The following is an 18033-nucleotide window of genomic DNA, read 5'->3' as shown; positions in this document are numbered from 1 at the left end:
CTGGTGGATGAATTTTCCTGTATGATTGAATTTATCTTTCTTTATTTGTAAAATATAATCTATCATTAACATTTTTAACTTTATTTCCATACACTTGACTAAATCAACTATTTTATTATAATTGATTAAAGCAACGATTTATAGAAAGAGAGGTTTTGAGATGACAGAAATCAATCATTCTATCACATTAAAATTCAGAAAGTTCAATCGATTCTATACAAACGTGCTCGGTTTTCTGAATGAACATATTTATGACAGCCCTTTTTCATTGACGGAAACCCGGATATTATTCGAAATTCACAATACGGCCGATTGTACAGCCAAGCTGATTCAAGATACGCTCGGCCTGGACCGGGGCTATGTCAGCCGGATCCTGAAGCGGTTCGAAAAGGAAAATATGGTCTATAAAAAGAGAAGCGAGGAGGACAGCCGCAACCACTATATCTATTTAACAAGCTTCGGCGAATCCATTTATAAGAAGCTGGAGGCAAAAGCCAATCAGCAAATCGAATACATGCTGAAGCATATCGACGGCCCCCATCAGGAAAAGCTGACGGAGGCGATGAATACAATTGAATCCATATTGTCAGAACACCTGCCGCCCGAAAAATCGGACGTTTCCATAAGAGATTACTATATATCGGACGATATCAAACTAATGATCGAAAAACAACGTGCGTTTTATGCGGAGACACACGGCTGGGACGATTCATTTTTGGATTACCTTCACGAAACATTTGATGCCGATATCGAAAACATCTGGATCGCAGAGAGCGCCGGAAGGTTTGCGGGATGCGTCGGGCTCGTCAAACATCCCGGCAAAACCGTACAGCTCAGATGGTTTCTGGTCGATGCCGCTTTTCGGCATCAGGGAGTCGGCACGCGCCTTTTGAAGCATCTCATCGATTATTGTAAAGACAATCAATTTGAGCGGATTTTTCTATGGACGGTAAGTACGATGGCTGAAGCGCGGCCTTTGTATGAAAAATTCGGATTCAGACTGACGGAAGTGAAAGACGAGACTTTATTATGGGGACAGCGGCTCCGGGAAGAACGCTGGGATGCCGAGTTAGGCTGACGAAATGGAGGATCTATGAAACGGAAAATACACTACGCCTGGATTATCGTTTTTGTGACGTTTTTGACGCTTTTGGCCGTTCAAGGAGTGCGCCTTTCTTTCGGGGCCTTTATTCAGCCTTGGGAAGAGGAATTTTCAATGGACAGGGGCACGATTTCGCTTATTTCCATGCTGAGCTTCATTGTCTACGGTGTATCCCAGCCGGTAATCGGCAGGCTTGTCGACCGGTTCGGACCGCGGATCATTTTATCTCTCAGCACGCTTCTGGTCGGCTTGAGCATCTTTTTTACATATCTCGTGACTTCTCCGTGGCAACTGTTTATTTTGTACGGCATCATCGTTTCTCTCGGCGTCGGCGGTGCGTCGAATGTCGCATCGACCGTGATCGTGACCAACTGGTTCAATGAGAAGCGGGGGCTTGCATTCGGCATTATGGAAGCGGGATTCGGCGCGGGGCAGATGCTGCTTGTCCCTGGATCGCTCATGTTGATCCACTGGTTTAACTGGCAAGTGACCGTCATCGTTCTCGGATTGTTTTTAGCTGTTATCGTATTTCCGATCGTCATCTTGTTATTGCGGAATCATCCTTCGGAAAAAAATGTACAGCCGATCGGCGGCACTCAGGGCGGCGAGATAAAAGAAGAGCCGGACGCCCAGCCTAAAAAGATTCCATACAAAGCCGTTTTTCTCAAAAGAACGTTTTGGTTCCTCGTCTTGCCGTTTTTCATTTGCGGATTTACAACGACGGGGTTAATGGATACCCATCTTATCCCTTTTTCGCATGACCACGGGTTTTCGACCGAAGTAACAAGCGCCGCTGTCAGCCTGCTGGCCGGGTTTAACATCATCGGTATTTTGATTTCCGGCGTCGTCGCTGACCGCTGGAGCAGCCGAAAAATTTTGTGCTTTTTATATGCCGTAAGGGCGCTGTCGCTTGTCATTTTGTTGTCGAGCCACAACTCGGTCCTCCTGCTTTGCTTCGCGGTTTTGTTCGGTTTGGTCGACTTTGCGACCGTCGCCCCGACGCAAATGCTCGCAACCCAGTATTTCAGGCAGTACTCCGTCGGGTTCATTCTCGGCTGGCTGTTCCTCAGCCACCAGCTCGGTTCGGCGCTCGGCGCTTATTTGCCCGGCGTCTGGTACAGCCAAACAGGCAACTATAACCTGTCTTTCTACCTTTCAATCGTTATTTTGGCGGCAGCAAGCATTTTGAATATCCTGCTGCCGGAACCTAAAAAAATAAACCCCACACTGAATCAGGAAGGACGTTCAGTCCAGCAATAATGAAAAAACCTGTTTTTGATGTTCAAAAACAGGTTTTTCTTTATCAATTAAGAAGTTTTATTCTTATTGTAAATATCAAATGCAACGGCAATCAGAAGGACGAGGCCTTTAATTGCTTGCTGCCAGTCAATGCCCAGACCGAGCAGCGACATACCGTTGTTCATGACCCCCATGACAAGGCCGCCGATGATGGCCCCGCCGATCGTGCCGATTCCGCCGTAAGCTGAAGCACCGCCGATGAAGCAGGCCGCAATGGCGTCAAGTTCAAACAGGTTTCCTGCTTTCGGAGTGGCCGCGTTTAAACGGGCGGCAAAAATCAATCCGGAAAGAGCAGCTAAGACGCCCATATTGACGAAAACCATAAAGGTAAGCCGTTTTGTTTTGATTCCTGAAAGCTCGGCTGCTTTTTCATTGCCGCCGATTGCGTAGATTCTCCGCCCGATGACGGTTTTTTTCATAACGAATGTATACCCGGCGATTAAGATGAACAATGTGATCAAAATGAGAGGTATGCCTTCGTACGTCGCGAGAATGTAGGTAAAAAGGTTGATAATGGCGATGATAAAAAACACCTTAACTGCAAACAGACCTTTTCCCTGCAAGTCAAATTGGAATTTCTTCTGCATGTTTCTCTGCTGAAGCTGATACACGAGATAAAGAATCGACACTCCCGCTCCGGCGACAATCGTCGTCATATGGAGCGCGCCTCCGTTCAGCCAGTCCGGGATAAAGCCGGACGCCATTTTTTGAAAGGACACGGGAAATGGAGCGATCGATTTCCCCTCAAGCACGATCATCGTGAGTCCTCTGAACAATAGCATTCCCGCCAGCGTCACGATGAAGGCCGGAATCTTGACATAAGCGATCCAAAATCCCTGCCAGGCGCCGATTGCCGCTCCCAGAAGCAACGACAGAACGACCGCCGCAAACAGCGGCATATCGTTTTCGATGATCATCATCGCGGAGACGGCGCCGACAAAAGCGGCGACTGAACCGACTGATAAATCAATGTGTCCCGTAATGATGACGAGCATCATCCCGATGGCTAAAATGAGAATGTAGCTGTTTTGCAAAATCAAGTTCGTAATGTTCAGCGGCCTCAGCAAAATTCCGTCTGTCAGTATTTGAAACAGCAGCATAATAAACACGAGCGCAATGACCATGCTGTATTTCCGGATGTTCTGCTTATACATGTCGCGAAACAGCTGAAAGTAACCGGGCTGAGCGCGGTCTTTATCCGTTTGCACCGGTGTCTGCATACGCCTCTCCCCCTCTCTTCATGCGGATGGTCATATATTTCATCAGCTTCTCCTGATCAGCTTCTTCTTTGGAAAATTCAGCGGTGATTTCCCCTTCACACATCGTATAGATTCTGTCGCACATTCCCAGCAGCTCGGGAAGCTCCGAAGAAATCATAATAACCGCTTTACCTGCTTCGGCAAGCTGATTGATGACGCCATAGATTTCGTATTTGGCGCCGACATCGATGCCGCGCGTCGGTTCATCCAAAATTAAAATGTCAGGCTCCGCAAAAATCCACTTGCTCAGCATGACCTTCTGCTGGTTGCCTCCGCTTAAATTTCCGGTCCGCTGGCCGATGTCGGGCGTCTTGATGTTCAATTTCCTGCGAAAATCCTCCGCTTCATGTTTTTCGCGGCGCTCGTCCATCACCAATCGGCTCGACACCTTCTCCAGTTTGGACAGCGTAATGTTTTCTTTAATGCTGTCATCCAGAATCAGACCGTTTCCTTTCCGGTCCTCCGTCACATAGACGATGCCGTTTTTAATGGCTTCTTCAGGGTGGCGGATGTAAAGCTCCCGCCCGTCTTTTTCGATTGTGCCGGAGATGTTTTTTCCGTATGATCTTCCAAAGATGCTCATCGCCAGCTCCGTCCTTCCGGAGCCCATCAAGCCGGCAATTCCTGCGATCTCGCCTCTTTTGACGGAAAGGGCCGCCGTGTTTACCACTTTGCGGTCCTGTTGAAGAGGATGATGAACTGTCCAATCCTTCACTTCAAAGATGACGTCCCCGATCTTGGCGCTTCTGGCAGGATAGCGGTTTTGCAGCTCCCTGCCGACCATGCCTCTGATGATCCGGTTTTCGGTCAATTGCCCGCTTTGCACATCAAGCGTTTCGATCGTCTGTCCGTCACGGAGCACGGTAATCGAATCTGCGACGTTCGTAACCTCATTTAATTTATGGGAAATCATAATTGAAGAGATCCCCTGTTTTTTCAGTTCGAGTAAGAGCCGCAGCAGATTCTCGCTGTCCGCTTCATTTAAAGCCGCAGTCGGTTCATCCAAAATCAAGAGCTGCACCTTTTTTGCCAGCGCTTTGGCGATTTCAACAAGCTGCTGCTTTCCGACGCCGATTTGGGAAACAAGCGTATCCGGAGATTCATGAAGCCCGACTTTTTTCATTAACTCGAGCGTTTCCAGCTTTGTTTTTCGCCAATTGATGACGCCGCGGCTCGCCTGTTCATTGCCCAAAAAAAGATTTTCCGCAATGGAAAGCTGGGGGACGAGCGCCAGCTCCTGGTGGATGATGACGATCCCCGCTTCCTCGCTTTGCTTAATATTTTTGAATTGGCATACTTCCCCTTTATACAAAATGTCGCCCGTATACGTACCGTACGGATATACACCGCTCAGCACCTTCATCAAAGTCGACTTGCCCGCCCCGTTTTCACCGCAGAGGGCATGGATTTCGCCCGCTTTAACGCGGAGGTGGACATTGTCGAGCGCTTTGACGCCGGGAAACTCCTTCGTGATGCCTCTCATCTCCAAAATGCAATCAGACATCGGATCACTTCCCTAATTCCGATTCTTTATAGTAACCGCCGTCAACGAGCACTTTTTTATAGTTCTCTTTATCGACGACGACCGGCTCAAGCAGGTAGGACGGAACGACCTTCTCTCCGTTGTCATACGTCTTTGTGTCATTGACTTCCGCTTTTTCGCCTTTTAAGACGGATGTCGCCATCTCAACGGCTTTTTTCGCCAGCTCTCTCGTATCTTTGAAAATGGTTGAGGTCTGCTCCCCTTTAATGATCGAGTTCACGGAAGCAAGCTCCGCATCCTGTCCCGTCATAACCGGCAGCGGCTTCTTGTCCGATCCGTAGCCCGCACCTTTTAAGGATGAAATGATTCCGATGCTGATCCCGTCATACGGTGAAAGCACCGCATCAAGCTTCGCCTTTGTATAATGCGCGCTCAGCAAATTGTCCATCCGGGATTGTGCGGTTGCGCCGTCCCACCTGAGCGTCGCACCTTGCTCAAATGAAGTCTGGCCGCTCAATACCTTTAATTTGCCCGAATCGATATAAGGCTTCAAAACAGACATGGCGCCGTCAAAAAAGAAATGCGCGTTGTTGTCGTCGGGCGATCCTGCGAACAATTCGATGTTGAACGGCCCTTTTTTGTCTTTTAAGCCAAGCTTTTCTTCAATATATTTCCCTTGGAGTTCTCCGACTTTATGATTGTCAAATGTCGCATAATAGTCGACATGTTTGCTGTTCATAAGCAGCCGGTCATAGGAAATGACTTTAATATCCTGCTTATTTGCTTTTTCAAGGACGTCGGTCAGCGCTTCCCCGTCAATCGAAGCAATGACGAGGACATTGACGCCTTTTGTAATCATATTCTCGATTTGTGAGACTTGGTTTTCAACGACATCTTCCGCATACTGCAGATCCGTTTTATACCCGAGTTTTTCAAACTCTTTCACCATATATTTCCCGTCATACACCCAGCGTTCCGATGACTTTGTCGGCATTGAGATTCCGACGTAGCCTTTGTCTCCACCTCCGCTCGCCTGATTCCCCGAACAGGCGGAAACAATAAGACAGAAAAGCATTGCAGTGATCAACAGCCAGCATTTTTTCATGCTTGGTATCCCCCTTTTGATTTCTCCCATCATGAATCATGCCAACTGTACCATGTCTTTCGAAGGTCCGTCTTTTGAATTAATTAACTATTTTTATAAAAATCAGACTTTTTTAAAGCGCTTACATTACAACTTTCTCCCTGTTCGTTCAATTCCCGACATGCGTCGGTACTGATTGGGGGATACTCCCATCGTTTTTTTAAATACAGTGCTGAAATAGTGCTGTGTATCATACCCCGTTTGTTCGGCAATATCGTGAATCGAAAGAGGGGTTGTCTCTAACAGGTGAACCGCTTGGTCTATGCGCATCTCGGTCAAAAGCTGAACAAATGTCATGCCGAGCTCCTTCTTCATGATCCTGCTCAAATAGACGGGCGAGACTTGAAGCGCATCCGCCGTCTGTTTTAAAGAAAACTCCCTTTCAGTGAAATGCTTTTGCATATATTCTTTGGCCCTCGTGACAACCGGCGAGATATTAAATGCTTTCGAGACTTGCTGTCTGCAATGCTGATAGCATTGCGCAGCTGAGCGGCCGTTTTCAGCAAGCTTCGCGAAGCAGACGGCGGCGCTTGCCTGCATTTCAGCTTCGATCATCTCTGCAAGCGCCTGCTGTTCAGCTTCTGTAACAGAACGCCACAGGCAGGCGGCGATCAGGCGGTCTCCGTCGAAAAAAACAGCCTTATCCCGTTCAGCGACAAAGAAGCGTTCTACTTTTTCTTTCAGACTGTCGGCTTCAAACGGCTTGTTCCATACATGCCCGGCCGCGATGACACCGAGCGTCTCAGGATAGCGAGCCGGCAGACGGAGGCATTCGAGCTGCCGGTAAACGTCTTCTTCCACTGCCCGGCCTTCGATCCAGCTTCTGAAAACATGCTCTTTCAGAAGGCCGAGGTTTTGTTGAATATGCTGCTCGGCAAGCTTTTGCTCGCTGAGCTTCTTTTTTTCAGCTGCCAGCGACAAGCTGATCTTTTCGAGCACTTGTTCCAGATGAGCGGGATCGACCGGCTTTAACAAATAATCATCGACATTCAGCCGGATTGCTTCTTGCGCGTATGCAAACTGATCGTAGCCCGTCACGATGACAAAGCGGCACTGCGGCAGGGCGCCGCGGAGCTTTTTCATCAGCGTGATTCCGTTGACGATCGGCATATTCAAGTCGACAATCAATAAGTCGATGCCGTGTTTGAGAGCGAGCTCAAATGCCTCCTCGCCATTCTCCGCTTCAGCCGACACCGACATTTGATAGCGCTCCCAAGAGACGGCATCCCGTATTCCTTCCCGAATCCACGGTTCATCATCGGCAATCAGTACGCGCCAACATTCACTCAAGGCTTGTTCCCCCTTTTGTTAAGATTGGGAGCCGTATTGTGACGGCGGTTCCGGCTCCTTTTCGGCTTTGAACCGTTAAACCGTACGGCTCGCCAAATGTAAGGGCGATCCGTTCATGGACGTTGATCATGCCGTAGCCCGCTGTATCGTCCCTGTGTTTGAATTGATCGGTTATTTGCTTTATCGTCTCTTCATCCATTCCGGCTCCGTCATCCTCGATTTTGATAATCAGCGAGCCGTCTTCCTCCATGCCTTTGATCGTAATATGACCCGGCCCCTTTTTTTCTTTAATTCCGTGATAAATCGCATTTTCGACAATCGGCTGAAGCACGAGCTTTAATATCAGGCGGTCGTCACAAAGTCCGGTCATTTCGATTGAGTAGTTTAATTTATCGCGGTATCGCGCTTTTTGGATTTTCAAATAGTTTTCAACATGTGCAAATTCATCAGACAGCGGAATGATATCTTTCCCTTTGCTCAAGGAGATGCGGAACAGCTTGGATAAAGCCTGCACGAGACCGCTGACCTCTACCGCTCCTTTCTTCCTCGCCATCCAATTGATTGTATCCAGCGTGTTGTAGAGAAAATGAGGGTTGATCTGCGCCTGCAGCGCCCTTAATTCGGCTTCTCTTTTTTGGCGCTCTTGTCTTTCTGTGACCGACATCAGCTCCCTGATTCTCATCATCAGGCGATTGAAGCTTTTTCCCAAAACCCCGATTTCATCTTCCCTTTCCTCCTGATAAAATGTTGAAAAATTCCCGCTTTCCGCCGTTTTCATGACAGCATTCAGCTTCAAAATCGGCCGCGACATGGAATGGGACAAATAATAGGAAGCAGACATTCCGAGAAACGCCGCCGTCAGTAAAAACAAAAGCACATACAAGTGGATTTCCTTCACTTCGAATACGGGTTCACCCGCTTTAAAAACGCCGACCGTTGTCCAGTTCGTAAAGGAAGACGTCTCATAAATGAATTGATATTCCTCTCCCTTGATCCGCTTCGAAAAATATCCGGACCGATCTTGACTGAACCACTTTTTCGGCAGAAACAGCTTTGAGGTCTCCGGTGCATAAATATTGCCGCCATTTTCATCCATGATCATCAAATAACCCGTTTTCCCCAAGCGGATATTTTTTGTCGCTTCTGCGAGGACGCGCAGCTTCAAATCGATGAGCAAAACACCTTTCACACGCTGTGTCTCAGGATCGATAACAGCTCTGACGGCAGAAACGACCTCGTCTTCTCTGTAGTGCACATGGCTTCTGATATTCCGGTTGACAGGCTTTCCGATCATCTTGAAAATCCCTTCATTAGCTACAGCCGCCAGATACCACGGTTCTTTTGTCAAATCTGTCGGCGTCCGTTCATACATCTCATTGCTGATCATCTCACCCTTATCATTGACGACGAGAATGCCCGCGGCTTCGGAATATAAAGAAGTCAGGCCCTGCAAAAACGTCCTTCGCTTATAATCCGCCTCTCCATCCTCCTTTTCATGATTAAAAAATGCTTCCATTTCTTCATTCATTGATATTAAATATGTCAGGTTTTGCATGTGGCTGACATATACTTCAGCCGTCTTGTTCACTTCGCCGATCAGCTGCAGTGTTTGGTCGATCACCTGTTTTTCAATAATATTTTCAACGGCCCATCCCGATAAAATGCCGAGGCCGATCGTCGGCAGCATGCTGATTAGTAAGAGAAGGCTGATCAGCTTATGACGGATCGGCGCATTGTTGATCAAACGTTTAATCATTCGCATAATAGGCTGCCACATTTTCTTTCGTTATGATCGTAATGCCAGTATCGATCGCTGCCGGAAGCGGGCGTTCATGCTTCAAATGGTGATTTGAGAAAAACAGCATGTGCAGCGACCAATAGCCCATTTGCCATGTGTCCTGACCCATTGTCGCGGAAATCGACCCGCTTTTGATGCCGTCCAGCGTTTTCTTGTCTTTATCAAAGCCGATAATACATACTTTCCCTTCAAGTCCCGCCGCCTTCACAGCCCGGGCCACACCGCTCGCTCCATTGGCTTCTGTCGTGAAAATTCCTTTGATGGACGGATTTTTTTCCAGAATTTTCGCTGCTTCTTTTTTCGACGTCAGCTCATCCCCTTTTCCGTCCAAAACCGCGGCGACCTTCATGTTCGGGTATTTTTGCTTGATCGTTTGTTCAAAGCCCTTCGTCCTTTCCTGGTGATTGTACTGCCGCGGCTGGGTAATGATTGCGGTTTCTCCCTTTCCATCTAAAAACTCGGCCATTCGCCTTGCGGCCTCAGCACCCGCTTCCATATTATTTGTGCCGACATATGTAGAGGCTTTGCTGAGCGGGGCGTCTGAATCGAATAAAACGAGCGGAATACCCTGCTCATACGCCTTGTCGATGACAGAGTTTAAAGCTTTTGGATCTATTGCCGAAAGTACGATCCCCGCCGGCTTTTTTGCAATGACCTGCTCGAGGACGGTCGTCTGCTCATGGACATCATAATGGGCCGCCCCCCGATACTCGACAGAGACGTTGAAAAGCTGTGCGGCATCCTCAAAGCCTTTCAGGCCGCTCTTCCAATATTCGATTCCCGATTGAAACGTGACCATCACATATTTTTCGGACAGACTTCCGGCCGCCGGCCTTTTGCTTGCTTCTGTAGATCCGGTTTTATCGCCCCGGGAGTAGTCGTAGACATACAGAAAAAACAAACAGAGCATCACGGCATAAACAACTAACAGCTTCTTCATCTTCATCCCCCTGTTGGTCAGAGGACAAGACAGCGTTTACAATCTATCATGAAGTATATATTTGGCCGCATATTTTTCTTAGAATCCAGCTGAGGCATCCTGACAGAAATTTCGCCCGTCCCCTTTTTCATCACAAACAGACAATTTCCCCCCTTGTTTATATGAAATATCTAATCTATTTGACATTTTGCCCGAAAAACCTTGTTTAGTGTTCGACAAGATCGCCTCTTTCTTAAAATTACCTTAAAGTTTGTGAAACAAAAAATAAATATCACAAAAAACACAGCCCTAAGAACCATGCCTTTTGTCCTTGAAAGAAAATGGAGAAATGTGCAAAATCGCAGTCATAATAAGGAATCCCCTGCTCCACCGCTTGATTCGATCCTTTAATCACGGTACATTTTTCCTATTCAACTCATTTATACCATGTTGTAACATTAATAAGGTCCTTTAATGAACGGACCCCAACAGGTCATTTGAATCAAATTTTCCGGGAGGTGGCAGTAACATGATCTGGGAAAAAACAGTTTTATACGGGCTGCAAGGTACACTTCTCATCAAAAAACAACAGCTCGAACAACTGAAAAATTGCCAAACTGAATTAGAAGCAGATAAAAAGGAATTTGACGATTCAAAAGACAGCATCAAAAAGCCCGAACTGTCGCCGACAACATGGCAGGGCAGCCTTGCTGATTCTTTTAAAAATGTCAGAAGCGATATGAAAACGGCCTACAATGATATTTGCGGAAAACAGTTAAATGAAGTGTTTAAACAATTAAAAGAGAAAATCTCTTCCTTAAATGATGACATTGATTCACTAGGTAAGGATATCAGCTCATTAAAAACGAAAATTGAAAAGCTGGAAAAAGAAGAAAGAGAAGCCCGCCGATAAAGGAGTGATTACGATGGGTCAAGAAATCAAAGTCAAAACAGGCGAAGTCAAACAGGCGCTCTCGAAGCTGAAGCATTCAGCCCAAGCTGTAAAACCGAACGTGCCGACAGATATCAGCGGCAAAAACAACCTTGACGTCGTCAAAAAAATTGAAAGCATGAACAAAGATTTGAAAAGTCTGACAAAAGCATACGCTTCGGCTCTTGCCAAACAAATTGCGCAAACCGAACAGGCTGTCAACGCCATAAAAGACGCCGACAAAAAGCTGTCGTCATCGATCAAAGCCAAGTAGAAGGAAGGGACTACGCATTGAAAACTCTAGATGTTCAGGCTTTTCAAACCGGCCTAGACAAAACGCTGACCGAATTAAAAAACCAGACTGACGAGATTTCAAAAGTCAAACAAAGCGTCAAAGGTCTCACCTCCCTTGACGACGCCTTAAAAGGTGCGGGCGGTGAAGCGATCCGCTCGTTCTATGAAGAGTGCCACACCACTTTTCTTCTTTTTTATGAATCTTTTATTTCCGACTATAAAGGACTTTTAGAAAAGACGAAAAGCGCACTTCATTCCCTTGAACCGAACCAAAACGGCTTTATCTCGCAAAGCTTTCTTGAAAACGAACTCCATGACGGCGTCAGTCAAGCCGAATCGCTGACAGGCAGATTGACGTCAAAAGCCAATATGACTATTCTAACGGTCAAAAACATCGTCGACCTGCCCGACCTCGACGATTCAGCCGTCAACGAGAACGCCAAAAAAGCCCAAAGACAAATCAGCGAGACGCTTGAAAAGCTTCATACTTTTGACCGCGAACAGACAAATGCGCTAAAAGCGGCGAGGGATGACCTCGACACAATGAAGCAATACATCCAGCAGCTGGAGAGGATGTATACGGGGCCGAAGATTGAGATTCAAAATTACTCTTCCAGTGTTTTTAAAAAAGAACCTGCAATTCAAAACCTGTTTAATGAATTGCAGAAAAGGAATACTAGTTCAACTGAAATTGATAATATTAAGAATGGTAAAAAGTCGAACACTGTAAAAGAGTTTTATGGTATAGGTAATACATCAAGTAACGAGAAAGTTGACGGAGAATTTAAAACAGAAGTAACAGGGGGATTTGGGTATTCTGGTGCTGGAAATGCCAGTTTTAAGTATTCAAGAAAAGATTATGAAGTTGATATGAATTTTGATGCAAGTATTTTAGATACAAATAAAGGTTTTAAAGATAAAGGAGAAGATGAAAAAGAAACTTATTTTCAGTTGGGAGACGTCGAAGGCGAAATCAGTGTTCCATATCATCCAGATAAATTTGTAGACAATTATGCTACAAACAATTTCATGGGTGCTAAAGGAGAAGTTAATGGAATAAAGGCAAACTTCGATCACGAAAATTCACCTGTGCGTGTTGGTATTGATATCGGTCATGCCGAGGCAGGTGCAGGTATAGAAGACTATGGAGTCGGCATAGGAGCTTCGGCAAGCATTGCAGACGCAGAAGTCGTTGTCAGCCCATTTAACTGGAACGGCTATAAACCTCTTGAAGAATGGTTTGGCTGGGATTATAATCCGTATATCGGTGTTGAATTTACTTTTGGAGGAGCAGGTGTTGAAGCTAAACTCGGGACAGAAACTGAACTTAAAGTCGCCGCCGGTGTGGGCATCGGTTTAAAATTAGGAGCCGAAAAAGACGAATAGGAGGCTTTTTATGAATCATGGAAAGGATTTTCTAAATAAAAAAATAAATGAAGCTATGATAATCTTCACTATTTTATTCCCTGTAGTAGGTATCTTTTTTGTCATCATGGCGATATGGGGCCTAGCAGAACAAGCGCCTTCAGAGATTCCATTTGCAATATCAGTTATTAGCATATTCTTTTTCATTTTTCCAATCATCTTACATATTTACAGAAAAAAAATTTGGCTTAAAAAACATCCTGAATTACAACGAAAAAATGGAAAATCGGAGGAATAAGCATCATGTTTAACGAAAAAAAAGACGAAGAACATATATCTGAAGATTGGCTTCCTATCGGTACAGTAGTGAAAATCAAGAGCGTCCGCAAACCTGTCATGGTTTATGGAAGAAATCAAATTCAATCATCCAGCCAAAAAAAATTCGATTATGTTTCAGTCCCATATCCTGAAGGCAATATTACCGAAGACTACAACCTATTCTTTAATCACCATATGATAGAAGAAATCCTTTACATGGGCTATGTAACAAATGAAGAACTCAACTACAAAAAAACTTTAGGTCCTAAAATGCACGATAAGGAGATTTAACATTTGGAAATTTGGAAGAATTACAGAAAAAAGATAGTCATATTCATCTACTGCTTTTTTACATTTGGAATAGGGTTTAGCGCTGTAGTCATTCCTGATATACCATGGAGCGAACGACTAGGTTTATTTACCATTCAATTTGTTATGTTGAGTATAGTTATCTTTATAGGTTATAAGATATGCAACAGAATTTTCTTAGGGAGTTTCAAATAGGTAAAAAAATATACAAACATTGTACAATTATTAATCAATCACACTAATAAGTAAATGTTTTCCGAAAGCATCTCTCCCGGGATGCTTTCTCTTATGTTCATTTTCAACACCGGAGGAAAGACAGCTTGCTTAAATTGAAAGATACTATACTATACAAAGATTTACCTACCAATATTCAGTCTCATTTGACAGCTCCCATCAGCCGGGAAACGAAATGGGGAATGGCGTGTTTTATCGTGTTGATGCTGGATATTTTAAGCATATTACCTGTGCTGGTGAACAAAGCAGATTTTTTCACATTCGCCGCTGTTCCTATTGCTATCCTGATCAATATATGGATGATCATCATGAATACCAAAAGCATGACCGGATATCATCATCACCTTCAATATGTTCGCTTTATGGGCGTATCATTCAGCGGTACGTCATATTGCCAGTTGATCACGGCGCAAAAAATGATGGGTTCTGCCATCGGTTTTCATTTACCATTGATCAGTCTGTCATTATTCATTTATGCCGCCGTTATTTTCCTCATCATTCGGTATTATTTGGTTGTTTTCCCTGATTCTAAAAAAGGCAAAAGGGAGACAGCAGCTCCGACAAGGATGCTCCTGGCAGCTGTTCCGGCAGGCGGTTTTGTAATAAGTCATGCCGTTTTGCGAGTTTCCGAGTCTGCCGTTTATTTGTTGATGAGTACCGTCTATCTGCTTATGGCTTGTTTATTTTCTATGATGGGGGTCAAATTCATCCACAAATACTTCTTCATCAAAGCGAATCAAGATATCATCAGACAGCATAGGATTTAAGGCACAAGGAGAGGTCATGTTTGAAAGGCAGAAATAAAATCATTCTCTCAGTTTATTCCCTACTTGCAGCAATCATTATTTTGACCGGCCTTGTCAAACCTTCAATGAACTGGAAGGAAAAGCTTGCCGTCATCGGCTTTATGTTCGTTTCAATTTCTTTATTCGCCTTCATCACTTATGTATTCATAAATAAGCCGAAGAAAGATCAAAGCGCGCCCCGATGCAACATCGTCGCGAAAATCTTTTGGAAGAAATACAGAAAACCGTTCACGCTCTCTTTCTACTTCGTCGGCATCCTGATTGTGGGAACATCCGTGTTTTTCATGCCCGAACTCTCACTCGCTTGGAAATCCGGCGTGTTTGCAATTTTGTTTGCCGTGATATCTGGCGGCTTTTTTACTGTTTATCAAGCGGCGAATCAAATGCTGAACCGGTCTTGTTTGGAAAGAATGCCTGACGAAGAATGAGAAGCTTTTTTTAGCAGAAAAAAAAACGCTGGAGTCCGCCATTCATAAAGGAGTAATGATGTCACCAGAAACTTTTGTTGAATATACCGAATATTTCATCGCCGGTATGTTGGCCGCTCATTTCGCTTACAGTTTGGGTTTTTTAATCATTGCGAGTCACATGATCATTGAATATGAAAAAATGATCTTTTTAAAACCTGAAAAATGGTCCCATAAAATCACAAATACATTCGTTTTTCTTCTTGTCGGCACCGGTTACTTTGTTTACAATCGGCTATTAAAATACAACTGGTTCCTGAGAAAACTGTATTTCGCCCTCTATCTTCTGGGCAGAGGCATTTTAAGCATCATCATCTTTTATATTTTTTCTTTTCTGATCCATCTCATTTTCAGCGTTTAAATCATTTACGATTGGAGAGATCCGAATGTCTAAATTTCTACAAAAACCAAGAAACAAAGCTATCTTATCCGTCTACCTGTTTTTCGTTTGCGGCTCCGTTCTCAGCTCTGTTCTGAATCCGGTGATGAGTCTGGGAGAAAAGCTGTTTATCCTCTGTTTTAATATTTTCTCGGCAACTTTATTCGCATTTCTCATTTATGTGTTGCTAAATAAACTGATGAAAGATGAAGACCGCAAACATCCGGCAGACCCCGAAAGAAACGGGATTAATCAAGTGATTTGGAAAAAATACAAAAAGCCGCTGATCCTGTTTGTTTATTTTGGCGGCGTGTTTTCCGTCTGCGCTGTTATTATTCCCATGTCGATATATACCGTTGCTGAAAAGCTCGTGATCCTTTCGATCGCGATTATTTTCATTACAATTGGCTGTACCTTGGCTTATAAAGTGACGAATAAGATGCTGCAGAAATAATTGAAAGGACCATGGTTCGCCATGGTCCTTTTCTTCAGTTCCTCAGCTCCTCCAGCGTCTCTTCCCACCGCCGCAAAACCGCCGCTTCATCCTTCAGCTCAATCTGAACGCCGGAGATGATATCGGCGTATTTTGCGATATCTTCCCGGGCTGCTTCGACGGTGCCGGCGAAGCGCGCTCTCGGGTGTTTGGCGTCTTTTAATTCGGGCAGTTTTTTTAAAGACAGCCGCACATAATGTGCTTTGCCTTTCCAGCAAGTGACGAAGAGCGCCCGGCCTGTTCTCGCGATGTTCGCGGTTGTCGTTGTGCCTTGCCAGAGAGCCAGGCGGATGTCGGTTTTGTTCAAGGCGAGGATTTCACCGGCGCTGATCATCGCTGTGTGCGGCCAGCCTTCTTCTGTGACGGTCTGGAGCATCATCGCTTCGCGCCGCTTTCCGGCGAGTTTCTCTCCGTTTAACAGCTGAAATAATTCGTTTGATAGCTGAGCCATGCCGGATGCCTCCCTTTAGATTTTCCGATCTGGAACCGCTGGCACTTGTACGGCTGTTTCGACTTCAGAAGGGTCGATTTTAAAGGCCGGATTGTATTTTTCAGGATTTGTGATCGTCTCCGGCTCCGATGATCTCCAAGTGAAAAAGCAGTGCTGACATTGATAAACTTCCCAGGCTCCTTCAACGGGTGACTTGCTGACGGTTTCCGCTTTTTTTAATTCGCAGCGCGGACATGTATGCATGATGAAACACTCTCCTCTTTTATTGATTTAGCAGATTCATTAGTTTCGCTTCCCACTCTTTCGTTCCTATAGGGGAATCGAGCGGTTGTGAATAGTGTCCTCTTGTTTCCGGGGCCACAGGTGTTGTCGCGTCCAAGATCATTTTGTGGGTGATTCCCGCCGGTTCAGAACCCGGGTCAAGCGCCAGAACGGATAAATCCGGGATAATGACTGCATCGTGTTTTGGATGCATTTTCGTTGAAATGGCCCACATCACTTGCGGGAGATTAAACGGATCGACGTCTTCGTCAACGAGGATCACCATTTTGCAGTAGCCGAGGCCGTGCGGCGTCGTCAGCGCGCGCATACCGACAGCTTTGGCGAATCCGCCGTAGCGGCTTTTCGTTGAGACAATGGCGATCAAGCCGTGTGTATACATCGCGTTTACCGCGACAATTTCATTCGGATAGGCCTCTTTTAGCTGCTGGTAAAGCGGCACACATGTATTAATGCCGACCATGTAGTCAACCTCAGTCCAAGGCATGCCTAAATAGAGGTGTTCAAAAATCGGGTTGTTGCGGTGGCAGACGCGCTTGATTTTGATGATCGGCATGCTTCTTCCGCCTGAATAGTGGCCGGTAAACTCGCCGAACGGGCCTTCATACTCGCGTTCGCCCGCCAGGATCTCACCTTCGAGAACCACTTCCGCGCCCCATGGGATATCTAAGTTAGACAGTTTTGATTTGACGATTTTATAAGGTTCACCTTGCAAGGCCCCTGCCATTTCGTATTCTGATTGATCGTATAAGAGCGGTGTGGATGCCGCCGTTGCAATGACCGGTTCGCAGCCGAGCGCAATCGTGACAGGCAGGTTTTCGCCGCGCTCTTCAGCCTGACGCAGGTGGATTGCAATATCATGCTGCGGGACGGGCTGAATGCCGAGACGGTCTTTTCCTTTTACCTGCAGTCTGTACATGCCGACGTTTTGTTTGCCGAAGTGTTCCGGATCCTCGACATCTCTGGAAATGACGCATGCCTTGTCTAAATAAAAGCCGCCGTCGCCCTGATTGATGCGGAAGAGCGGCAAAATGTCAAACAGGTTGATGTCTTCTGTGATGTCGTTTTCGTGAAACGGCGCTGTCTCCTCTCTTTGCACTTTTACAGGAAATTGATCATAGCGGCGTGCGAATTCAAAGAACTGTTCTTTGACCGGCGTGTCTTTCGGAAGGCCGAGCATTAATGCGTGGTTCGGCCAGGAGCCGATGACATTCAGGGCGATTTGGGCATTGTTATAGCCGTAAATGTTGTTGAATAAAAGAGCGGGTGATTTGTCTCCGAGGTTATTGGCGGCGCGTGCAGCGGCACCCAAATCGGGTTCCGGCTTCACCTCTTCCTGAACTTCAAGAAGCTGTCCTTCTTTTTTCAGCGTGTTTAAAAAATCTCTAAAATCTTGATAAGCCATTCTGTTAT

At 45.6% G+C, this 18033-nt stretch carries 20 protein-coding genes; 11 read left to right on the top strand and 9 right to left on the bottom strand.

Annotation, left to right across the window (positions count from 1 at the left end; genetic code table 11):
* Window positions 1–160: 160 nt before the first annotated feature.
* Entirely contained in the window at window positions 161–1078 is a 918-nt protein-coding gene (locus M1D67_RS02310) for a bifunctional helix-turn-helix transcriptional regulator/GNAT family N-acetyltransferase (protein ID WP_020450152.1), read from the top strand.
* A 15-nt stretch (window positions 1079–1093) separates the two neighbouring features.
* Window positions 1094–2362, top strand: coding sequence for an MFS transporter (locus tag M1D67_RS02305; RefSeq protein WP_026580532.1), 1269 nt, complete (start codon window positions 1094–1096; stop codon window positions 2360–2362).
* Between the two features lie 47 nt (window positions 2363–2409).
* On the opposite strand, the gene mmsB is transcribed toward M1D67_RS02305, so the two are convergent.
* The 6 genes from mmsB to M1D67_RS02275 all read right to left on the bottom strand — a co-directional run bounded on the left by mmsB (window position 2410) and on the right by M1D67_RS02275 (window position 10315).
* Entirely contained in the window at window positions 2410–3621 is a 1212-nt protein-coding gene (gene mmsB, locus M1D67_RS02300; protein ID WP_020450150.1) for a multiple monosaccharide ABC transporter permease, read from the bottom strand.
* A complete protein-coding gene (mmsA, locus tag M1D67_RS02295) occupies window positions 3596–5164 on the bottom strand; it encodes a multiple monosaccharide ABC transporter ATP-binding protein (RefSeq protein ID WP_079289541.1) in 1569 nt (522 codons plus the stop codon). Before mmsA ends, mmsB begins: the two co-directional genes overlap by 26 nt.
* A gap of 4 nt (window positions 5165–5168) precedes the next feature.
* Window positions 5169–6248: a multiple monosaccharide ABC transporter substrate-binding protein gene (gene chvE, locus M1D67_RS02290; RefSeq protein WP_458117754.1), complete on the bottom strand. Its 1080-nt coding sequence runs from the start codon at window positions 6246–6248 to the stop codon at window positions 5169–5171.
* Between the two features lie 126 nt (window positions 6249–6374).
* Window positions 6375–7577, bottom strand: coding sequence for a response regulator transcription factor (locus tag M1D67_RS02285; RefSeq protein WP_448156667.1), 1203 nt, complete (start codon window positions 7575–7577; stop codon window positions 6375–6377).
* Window positions 7570–9333, bottom strand: a complete 1764-nt coding sequence (locus M1D67_RS02280) for a cache domain-containing sensor histidine kinase (protein WP_479831834.1) — start codon at window positions 9331–9333, stop codon at window positions 7570–7572. Before M1D67_RS02280 ends, M1D67_RS02285 begins: the two co-directional genes overlap by 8 nt.
* A complete protein-coding gene (locus M1D67_RS02275; protein WP_309539704.1) occupies window positions 9326–10315 on the bottom strand; it encodes a substrate-binding domain-containing protein in 990 nt (329 codons plus the stop codon). The genes M1D67_RS02280 and M1D67_RS02275 overlap by 8 nt, the downstream gene beginning before the upstream one ends.
* A 508-nt stretch (window positions 10316–10823) precedes the next feature.
* On the opposite strand from M1D67_RS02275, the gene M1D67_RS02270 reads away from it, so the two are divergent.
* The 9 genes from M1D67_RS02270 to M1D67_RS02230 all read left to right on the top strand — a co-directional run bounded on the left by M1D67_RS02270 (window position 10824) and on the right by M1D67_RS02230 (window position 15851).
* The gene (locus M1D67_RS02270) at window positions 10824–11207 is read left to right on the top strand and encodes a YwqH-like family protein (protein ID WP_003178893.1); all 384 of its coding nucleotides are present in this window, start codon (window positions 10824–10826) and stop codon (window positions 11205–11207) included.
* A gap of 13 nt (window positions 11208–11220) precedes the next feature.
* A complete protein-coding gene (locus tag M1D67_RS02265) occupies window positions 11221–11499 on the top strand; it encodes a YwqI/YxiC family protein (RefSeq protein ID WP_020450144.1) in 279 nt (92 codons plus the stop codon).
* 17 nt (window positions 11500–11516) lie between these two features.
* Window positions 11517–12905 carry a ribonuclease YeeF family protein gene (locus M1D67_RS02260; protein ID WP_479831570.1) on the top strand — a complete coding sequence of 463 codons (1389 nt, stop codon included), beginning with the start codon at window positions 11517–11519 and terminating at the stop codon, window positions 12903–12905.
* 10 nt (window positions 12906–12915) lie between these two features.
* The gene (locus tag M1D67_RS02255; protein WP_026580529.1) at window positions 12916–13182 is read left to right on the top strand and encodes a hypothetical protein; all 267 of its coding nucleotides are present in this window, start codon (window positions 12916–12918) and stop codon (window positions 13180–13182) included.
* A 5-nt stretch (window positions 13183–13187) separates the two neighbouring features.
* Window positions 13188–13493 carry a DUF4176 domain-containing protein gene (locus M1D67_RS02250; protein WP_035400541.1) on the top strand — a complete coding sequence of 102 codons (306 nt, stop codon included), beginning with the start codon at window positions 13188–13190 and terminating at the stop codon, window positions 13491–13493.
* A 338-nt stretch (window positions 13494–13831) separates the two neighbouring features.
* The gene (locus tag M1D67_RS02245) at window positions 13832–14512 is read left to right on the top strand and encodes a hypothetical protein (protein ID WP_145930094.1); all 681 of its coding nucleotides are present in this window, start codon (window positions 13832–13834) and stop codon (window positions 14510–14512) included.
* Window positions 14513–14532: 20 nt separating this feature from the next.
* The gene (locus M1D67_RS02240; RefSeq protein ID WP_229129448.1) at window positions 14533–14979 is read left to right on the top strand and encodes a hypothetical protein; all 447 of its coding nucleotides are present in this window, start codon (window positions 14533–14535) and stop codon (window positions 14977–14979) included.
* A gap of 58 nt (window positions 14980–15037) precedes the next feature.
* Window positions 15038–15379 carry a hypothetical protein gene (locus M1D67_RS02235; RefSeq protein WP_020450133.1) on the top strand — a complete coding sequence of 114 codons (342 nt, stop codon included), beginning with the start codon at window positions 15038–15040 and terminating at the stop codon, window positions 15377–15379.
* 25 nt (window positions 15380–15404) lie between these two features.
* The gene (locus tag M1D67_RS02230; RefSeq protein WP_020450132.1) at window positions 15405–15851 is read left to right on the top strand and encodes a hypothetical protein; all 447 of its coding nucleotides are present in this window, start codon (window positions 15405–15407) and stop codon (window positions 15849–15851) included.
* Window positions 15852–15885: 34 nt separating this feature from the next.
* On the opposite strand, the gene M1D67_RS02225 is transcribed toward M1D67_RS02230, so the two are convergent.
* The 3 genes from M1D67_RS02225 to M1D67_RS02215 are packed head-to-tail and all read right to left on the bottom strand — an operon-like array spanning window position 15886 to window position 18025.
* Window positions 15886–16341 carry a PNPOx family protein gene (locus M1D67_RS02225; RefSeq protein WP_020450131.1) on the bottom strand — a complete coding sequence of 152 codons (456 nt, stop codon included), beginning with the start codon at window positions 16339–16341 and terminating at the stop codon, window positions 15886–15888.
* Between the two features lie 15 nt (window positions 16342–16356).
* Window positions 16357–16584, bottom strand: coding sequence for a non-oxidative hydroxyarylic acid decarboxylases subunit D (locus M1D67_RS02220; RefSeq protein WP_020450130.1), 228 nt, complete (start codon window positions 16582–16584; stop codon window positions 16357–16359).
* A 19-nt stretch (window positions 16585–16603) separates the two neighbouring features.
* On the bottom strand, window positions 16604–18025 hold the full coding sequence (locus tag M1D67_RS02215) for a non-oxidative hydroxyarylic acid decarboxylases subunit C (protein WP_023855656.1): 1422 nt from the start codon (window positions 18023–18025) through the stop codon (window positions 16604–16606).
* Window positions 18026–18033 lie beyond the last annotated feature (8 nt).

This window comes from Bacillus sp. PK6-025 (assembly GCF_056530265.1).
This window is presented reverse-complemented; position numbering and strand designations above follow the sequence as displayed.

What these genes read in the sequence shown, in the direction of transcription:
- M1D67_RS02310 (WP_020450152.1), top strand. Translation starts at nt 161, where the DNA reads ATGACAGAAATCAATCATTCTATCACATTAAAATTCAGAAAGTTCAAT.
- M1D67_RS02305 (WP_026580532.1), top strand. Translation starts at nt 1,094, where the DNA reads ATGAAACGGAAAATACACTACGCCTGGATTATCGTTTTTGTGACGTTT.
- mmsB (WP_020450150.1), bottom strand. Translation starts at nt 3,621, where the DNA reads ATGCAGACACCGGTGCAAACGGATAAAGACCGCGCTCAGCCCGGTTAC.
- mmsA (WP_079289541.1), bottom strand. Translation starts at nt 5,164, where the DNA reads ATGTCTGATTGCATTTTGGAGATGAGAGGCATCACGAAGGAGTTTCCC.
- chvE (WP_458117754.1), bottom strand. Translation starts at nt 6,248, where the DNA reads ATGAAAAAATGCTGGCTGTTGATCACTGCAATGCTTTTCTGTCTTATT.
- M1D67_RS02280 (WP_479831834.1), bottom strand. Translation starts at nt 9,333, where the DNA reads ATGATTAAACGTTTGATCAACAATGCGCCGATCCGTCATAAGCTGATC.
- M1D67_RS02275 (WP_309539704.1), bottom strand. Translation starts at nt 10,315, where the DNA reads ATGAAGAAGCTGTTAGTTGTTTATGCCGTGATGCTCTGTTTGTTTTTT.
- M1D67_RS02270 (WP_003178893.1), top strand. Translation starts at nt 10,824, where the DNA reads ATGATCTGGGAAAAAACAGTTTTATACGGGCTGCAAGGTACACTTCTC.
- M1D67_RS02265 (WP_020450144.1), top strand. Translation starts at nt 11,221, where the DNA reads ATGGGTCAAGAAATCAAAGTCAAAACAGGCGAAGTCAAACAGGCGCTC.
- M1D67_RS02255 (WP_026580529.1), top strand. Translation starts at nt 12,916, where the DNA reads ATGAATCATGGAAAGGATTTTCTAAATAAAAAAATAAATGAAGCTATG.
- M1D67_RS02250 (WP_035400541.1), top strand. Translation starts at nt 13,188, where the DNA reads ATGTTTAACGAAAAAAAAGACGAAGAACATATATCTGAAGATTGGCTT.
- M1D67_RS02235 (WP_020450133.1), top strand. Translation starts at nt 15,038, where the DNA reads ATGTCACCAGAAACTTTTGTTGAATATACCGAATATTTCATCGCCGGT.
- M1D67_RS02230 (WP_020450132.1), top strand. Translation starts at nt 15,405, where the DNA reads ATGTCTAAATTTCTACAAAAACCAAGAAACAAAGCTATCTTATCCGTC.
- M1D67_RS02225 (WP_020450131.1), bottom strand. Translation starts at nt 16,341, where the DNA reads ATGGCTCAGCTATCAAACGAATTATTTCAGCTGTTAAACGGAGAGAAA.
- M1D67_RS02220 (WP_020450130.1), bottom strand. Translation starts at nt 16,584, where the DNA reads ATGCATACATGTCCGCGCTGCGAATTAAAAAAAGCGGAAACCGTCAGC.
- M1D67_RS02215 (WP_023855656.1), bottom strand. Translation starts at nt 18,025, where the DNA reads ATGGCTTATCAAGATTTTAGAGATTTTTTAAACACGCTGAAAAAAGAA.